Source organism: Saccharopolyspora sp. (assembly GCF_017434145.1).
Classification (GTDB): domain Bacteria; phylum Actinomycetota; class Actinomycetes; order Mycobacteriales; family Pseudonocardiaceae; genus Saccharopolyspora_C; species Saccharopolyspora_C galaxeae.
Genome location: NZ_JAFRFW010000261.1, coordinates 1 through 5,795 on the forward strand (window position 1 = coordinate 1; position 5,795 = coordinate 5,795).

Genomic DNA, 5,795 nt, shown 5'->3' on the forward strand with positions numbered 1-5,795 from the left:
AACCGTCGAATGTTGCAGCGGATGCAACTGTTGACGCTCGCAAACGAGGACTATTGGTCTCGGTTGGGCTGGTCCGCTCTGACTCTAACTGCGAGATCACGCGTCTCCCAAGATCCGACTTGACTCGGTGATGCACTGTCCCATACTTTGTTGCATCTAATGCAAGATTTTGGGAGCGCTCCAGCTGCACTTCGACTGGTCACCTCGGCGTCGAACGTCGCTTTGGCGAACCCGGAGCAGCAGGTCTTCGACGCGATGATGGACGGCTGGCGGAATCAGCAGCTGTCGCGAGGGCTCCGTGAGCAGACCATCCAGAACCGCACGGCGACGGTGGCCCGCTTCCGGGATTTCGTGGACAAGCCGCCGTGGAGGTGGACGGTCGCGGACGTTGACGAGTTCACGAGAGAAGCCACCGATCGCACTCTGACGCTGTCCACCCTGCGTCACCACCATGGCGCAATCCGTGGGTTCTGCGACTACCTGACGAATCCGTTGTACGACTGGATGGAGATCTGCGATCGGGAGTTCGGCGAGATCCCGTCGCAGGTGTGCTTGCCGTGGAACACGGTCGCGCATCGGTTTGAGTTCGAGGGCGATGGAAAGCGCCGGCCGTTCACCTACGACGAGGTGGAGGACCTGTTCGACACCGCTGACGCCCGGGTCGAGCTGCTCGTGAGCTCGGGACGAAAAGGCGCGCTCGGGGCGCTTCGGGACGCGCAGCTGCTGAAGACGGTCTACGCGTTCGGGCTGCGCCGCACCGAGGCTGTGATGCTCGACACCGTCGACCTGCACCACAACGCCAAGATGCGCCAATGGGGACGTTACGGTGCGATCCACGTGCGCTGGGCGAAGGCGGCGGGAGGCGGCGCTCCTCGTCGTCGCACGGTGCTGCTGGTGCCGGAGTTCGACTGGTGGGTGCCGGGCATGCAGCAGTGGCTCGAGCAGGCCCGGGAGCGGTTTGCGCCCGGTGACGACCTCGACGCGCTCTGGGTGACCGAGCGACGCACCCGCCTGTCCGCCGGCTACCTCGACCGGAGGTTCGCGGAACTGCGCGACGAGGCCGGCCTGTCGAAGGATCTGACGCTGCATAGCCTCCGTCATTCCTACGTCACGCACCTGCTCGAGTTCGGCTACGCCGAGCGATTCGTGCAGGAGCAGGTCGGGCACATGCACGCGTCGACGACGTCGATCTACGCCTCCGTCAGCTCGGACTACAAGAACCGGGTGCTCGCAGAGGCGTTGAAGGCCCTCATCGAAGGAGAAGCGGATGACCGTTGAACTTGAGACCGGATGGAACCTGCGCAGCGTGATGGCGTCACGCGGCATCTTCCAGACCTCCAAGCTGAAACCTCTGCTTGAGGAGCGCGGCATCGACCTCTCCCGCGAGCAGGTCTATCGGCTGGTGACGCAACCGCCGCAACGGGTGCGTCTCGACGTCCTCGCCGCGCTCTGCGACTCGCTGGAGTGCTCCCTCGACGATCTTGTGACAATCACCCGCCGCGAGGCCGCGGCCCCGATCGCCGTGGGCGAAGAAGCGACGCGCGGGTCGATCGGCGATCTCAGGCCCGTTCGCGCCACCATCCGCCGTCCACGCACCAAGTAGACCATCGTGGCCAAACCGCCGCAGGAGCCGCGCGTCGCAGAAGTCGTGATGCTCATCCAGTGGGTCGCGATCGAGATCCCGACGGAACGTCTCGCTGAGATCGTGAACACGGTCGCTCCGGTACCGCTCACGCAACGCCTACTCGAGCTCGCTCTCCTCAAGCAACCCGGAGTCCTCGAAGGACGTCACTCGAATGTGCCGGTGACAGTCCAGGACCTCGCGCACGCGCTCGTCGCTGAGGGCGCGAGTCGGGTCGTCCTGCCGACGTGCGAGTCGTGCGGTCGCGCCGTCCGCATGCCGCACAAGACGCCGAGCGGCGGGCGTCGCTGCTCCCGCTGCGAGCGGAACGCTAGATCCGTCGCATGCGCGACCTGCGACCGGGTGAGGCCGGTGCAGCGCACCATCGATGGGAAGCGATACTGCCGTGAATGCTGGCGTGCTGATCCGCGTTCCTTCGACCACTGCTCACGGTGCGGTCAGCGCGCGACCATCGTTGTCCGTCGTCCCGGGCTCGTCTGCCTGGCCTGCTACACCGCTCCGATCAAAACCTGCGGGCTCTGCGGAGAACCCGGCCGGGTTGCATCCCACCTCGATGGACGGCGCGTCTGTGCCCGCTGCTACTACGCAATGCGTACCCCGCAGCCCTGCCCTGAATGCGGTCGCAAGGTGTTCCTCACCGGGTTCATGAACGCCCAGAAGGTCTGCGCAGACTGCGCCGGCGCGCCGATCACGATGGCGTGCCCCGGCTGCGGCTCGATCGAAGAAGTGCGCAAACACCGCCTCTGCGCCGAGTGTCGGCGGCCGATCACCATCCAGCGGCTTCTCTGCGACGAGACAGAGGACATTCGCCCTGAACTTCAGCCTCTTGCGGATTACCTGCTCACGCACCATGGCAAAGCAAATTCTCTGGAGCGATGGCATCACAAGAGCAAGTGCGCCGCCGTGCTCCGCGAACTTGCCGAGGGAACCCTGCCTCTCGCCGCCGATGCGATCATCACCAGAGCCCAGTCGGGGCAGTCCGTGGCATTCCTCCTCTCGCTGCTGGTTCGCTCCGGCGTACTGCCGGAGCTTGACGTCGAGGCCGCGCGCTTCGACCACTGGTTCGAGAAATGGTTATCAGAGGTTGGGCACGCCGAAGACCGGCTTGTCCTGCGCCGGTACTGCACCTGGGAGTTGCTCCGTTCGACGCGCGCATTCCGGGCGGTGTCTCGCGGCCCATCGAACCCTGCGGCTGGGTTCCAGCGGCAACGCGCAGCGCTCAAACACTGCGCCGCGCTCCTGCACGAGATCAGATCGCAACACGAGACGCTCGCCACCTTCCCCCAGCGTCGCCTCGACGCGTTTCTCACGGACTCTCCAAGCCAGCGAGACGCGTTGGCACCCTTCACCCGCTGGCTGCGACGCCACCATCTGAGCACCCTCCGCGTCGAGTTCCGGCCGAGTCGCCTCGAGGGCCGGCACTACGAGTCCGACCACCGATGGCAGATGGCCCGCCGATTCCTCACGGACACGGACATGGACTCCAAGACCCGGGCTGCGGGCCTGCTCGTGCTCCTCTACGGCATCCAGCTCACCCGCATCATCACCCTCACCCGCGATCAGGTCGACGCGACATCCCAGCCCGTGAAGCTCACTATCGGGGCGGAACCGATCGAGCTCCCCAAGGTTCTCGGAGACGCGATCATCGACCTCGTCGACGCGTCGATGCGCCATCCCGAAGGATGGCTATTCCCCGGCAGAAACCCGGGACTCCACCTCACCCCGGGGCCGATCAGTCGCCGCCTCCGCGCCGAAGGGCTCCGCTCCGGAAGCGCACGGACAACCGCCCTCATCGAACTCACCCGGCAGATGCACCCGCGGATCGTGTCCGACTTGCTCGGCATAACACCGGCGTCGGCCGCCGCGTGGTCGCGCCTCGCCAGTGGGGACTGGTCCGACTACCCAAAGATCCGCTCGGCGTCCGATTGATAACGAAGCTCAGCCCAGCAGCGCCTTCGCCGCGTCGGCGAGCGTCCCGGTGCTGGGCTGGTAGTAGGCCCATTTCCCGCGCTGCTCGCGGGTGACCAGGCCCGCCTCGACGAGCAGCTTCATGTGGTGGGAGACCGTCGGCTGCGACAGGCCCACTGGGTCGGTGAGGTCGCAGACGCACATCTCGCCGGCACTGCTGCCGACGATCATGGAGAGCAGCTTCACCCGCGTCGGGTCGCCGAGCGCTTTGAAGACCTTCGCGAGGTCGTGAGCCGTGCCGTCGTCCATCGCCTGGCCGGGGGCGCAGCAGGAGCCTGCGCTGGTGTCGATAGTGACGGGCAGTGCGTTCATGGCTCCATTCTGCCCGACGTATTGACATCTGTCGATATGAGCCTCAAGATCGTTCCTGTCTCACATCGAAGAACGTCAATGCATGGAGGTCGCAGTGAATCCCGTCGTCGTCATCGGTGCCGGTCCGCAGGGACTGGCCGCCGCAGCCCACCTGATCGAGCGCGGGCTCGACACAATCGTCCTGGAGTCCGGCGACGCCACCGCCTCGGCCGTGGCCGAGTGGGGCCACGTGCGCCTGTTCTCGCCGTGGACCGAGCTCACTGATGCTGCCTCGCGACACCTACTGGAGCCGACCGGATGGTCGGCCCCGACGCAGGGCTACCCGACCGGCGCGCAGTGGATCGAGCAGTACCTCGCACCCCTCGCAGAGGCCCTCGGCGACCGCGTGCGCTACGGAGCGGGGGTCGTCGGCGTAGGCCGCAAGGGCCGCGACCTCTCCGTCGACGACGGCCGCGCCGAGCAGCCCTTCGTCGTCCACGTCGAGCGCGCGGACGGCACCGAGGAGCGGATCGAAGCGAGCGCCGTGATCGACGCCTCGGGCACCTGGCGCACACCGAGCCCCGCCGGAGCTGACGGGCTCCCTGCCCTCGGCGAGAGCGCAGCGACAGACGCAGGCCTCCTGGAGCACCGCATGCCCGCGATCGAGGACGCCAGTGCCCTGGCTGGCCAGCACGTCGTGGTCGTTGGCAACGGCCATTCCGCCGCGACCACGATCGGGATCCTGTCGCGGGTGGCCAAGCGCGAGCCGGGGACGCGGATCACCTGGGTGCTGCGCCGCGGCACGGTCGGCAACACCTTCGGCGGCGGCAGCGCCGACGAACTGCCGCAGCGCGGAGCGCTGGGTCAGCGCGCGAAGAAGGCCGTCGAGGACGGCCTCGTGGACCTCGTGACCGGGTTCCGCACCGAGCAGGTCGCCCTCGCCGCCGGCGAGGCGGTGCTGGTGGCAGAGGACGGCCGCCGGCTCGCGCCTGCCGCTCGGGTCTTCGTCGCCACCGGCTTCCGTCCCGACCTGTCCTTCCTCTCCGAGATCCGTCTCGACCTCGACATGCGCCTGCAGGCCCCGTCGAAGATCGCTGCGGAGGTCGACCCGAACGTGCACTCCTGCGGCTCCGTCCGGGCCACCGGCGCGGCCGACCTCGAGCAGCCCGAGCCGGGGTTCTACATCGTGGGAGCGAAGTCCTACGGCCGTGCGCCGACGTTCCTCGCCCTGACCGGGTTCGAGCAGGTGCGCAGCGTCGTCGCCGCGATCGCCGGGGACCGCGAGGCCGCGGGACGGGTGGACCTCGTTCTGCCCGACACGGGCGTGTGCGGCGGCTCGGGGCTCTTCGATGCGCCGGACGAGTCCGCCAGCGCGGGATCGTGCTGCGCGCCGGCCCCGCAGCTCATCCAACTCGACGTGGGTTCGGCATCCTAGGTTCACTACCCATTGGTTTCAGGTCAGTGCCTGCTGTATAGTTCAGTGCATGCTGACCATTGCTTCTCGCCTCGACGTCATGAACCGGCTGGGCCGGGCCATGGCGGACCCGACGCGCTCCCGGATCCTGATGACCCTGTTGGACGGGCCGAGCTACCCGGCCGTGCTCTCGCGCGAGCTGGAGCTGACGCGCTCCAACGTGTCGAACCACCTGACCTGTCTTCGCGACTGCGGGATCGTAGTCGCCGAGCCAGAGGGTCGGCAGACGCGCTACGAGATCGCCGACCCGCACCTCGCGGCGGCGCTCACGGCGCTGGTGGACGTGACGCTGGCCGTGGACGAGCACGCGCCGTGCGTGGACGCCGAGTGCACGGTGCCGGGCTGCTGTGGGACGGGAGCGGGCGCGTGAGCGCGGCGTGCGGCTGCGACGAGCCGGAGACCCGGGTCGGCGAGGAGGCC

6 protein-coding genes are annotated in these 5,795 nt (G+C 67.7%); 5 read left to right on the forward strand and 1 reads right to left on the reverse strand.

Translation table 11 applies throughout. The features are described from left to right. Window positions 1-222: 222 nt before the first annotated feature. From IJH84_RS07275 to IJH84_RS07285, 3 genes are read left to right on the forward strand one after another with little or no spacing between them, the layout of a single operon-like run. Window positions 223-1,278 carry a tyrosine-type recombinase/integrase gene (locus IJH84_RS07275; protein ID WP_010157052.1) on the forward strand — a complete coding sequence of 352 codons (1,056 nt, stop codon included), beginning with the start codon at window positions 223-225 and terminating at the stop codon, window positions 1,276-1,278. Beyond that, window positions 1,268-1,603: a helix-turn-helix transcriptional regulator gene (locus IJH84_RS07280; RefSeq protein ID WP_010157051.1), complete on the forward strand. Its 336-nt coding sequence runs from the start codon at window positions 1,268-1,270 to the stop codon at window positions 1,601-1,603. Before IJH84_RS07275 ends, IJH84_RS07280 begins: the two co-directional genes overlap by 11 nt. A 6-nt stretch (window positions 1,604-1,609) precedes the next feature. Beyond that, window positions 1,610-3,571 carry a hypothetical protein gene (locus IJH84_RS07285; RefSeq protein ID WP_295141838.1) on the forward strand — a complete coding sequence of 654 codons (1,962 nt, stop codon included), beginning with the start codon at window positions 1,610-1,612 and terminating at the stop codon, window positions 3,569-3,571. A 9-nt stretch (window positions 3,572-3,580) separates the two neighbouring features. On the opposite strand, the gene IJH84_RS07290 is transcribed toward IJH84_RS07285, so the two are convergent. Next, complete coding sequence (locus IJH84_RS07290; RefSeq protein WP_010157049.1) at window positions 3,581-3,922, reverse strand: helix-turn-helix transcriptional regulator; 342 nt, start codon at window positions 3,920-3,922, stop codon at window positions 3,581-3,583. Window positions 3,923-4,004: 82 nt separating this feature from the next. Here IJH84_RS07290 and IJH84_RS07295 point away from each other — a divergent pair, with 82 nt between their 5' ends. Continuing rightward, window positions 4,005-5,336, forward strand: coding sequence for an NAD(P)-binding domain-containing protein (locus IJH84_RS07295; protein ID WP_295141843.1), 1,332 nt, complete (start codon window positions 4,005-4,007; stop codon window positions 5,334-5,336). Window positions 5,337-5,385: 49 nt separating this feature from the next. Beyond that, on the forward strand, window positions 5,386-5,745 hold the full coding sequence (locus IJH84_RS07300; protein ID WP_007633539.1) for a helix-turn-helix transcriptional regulator: 360 nt from the start codon (window positions 5,386-5,388) through the stop codon (window positions 5,743-5,745). Window positions 5,746-5,795 lie beyond the last annotated feature (50 nt).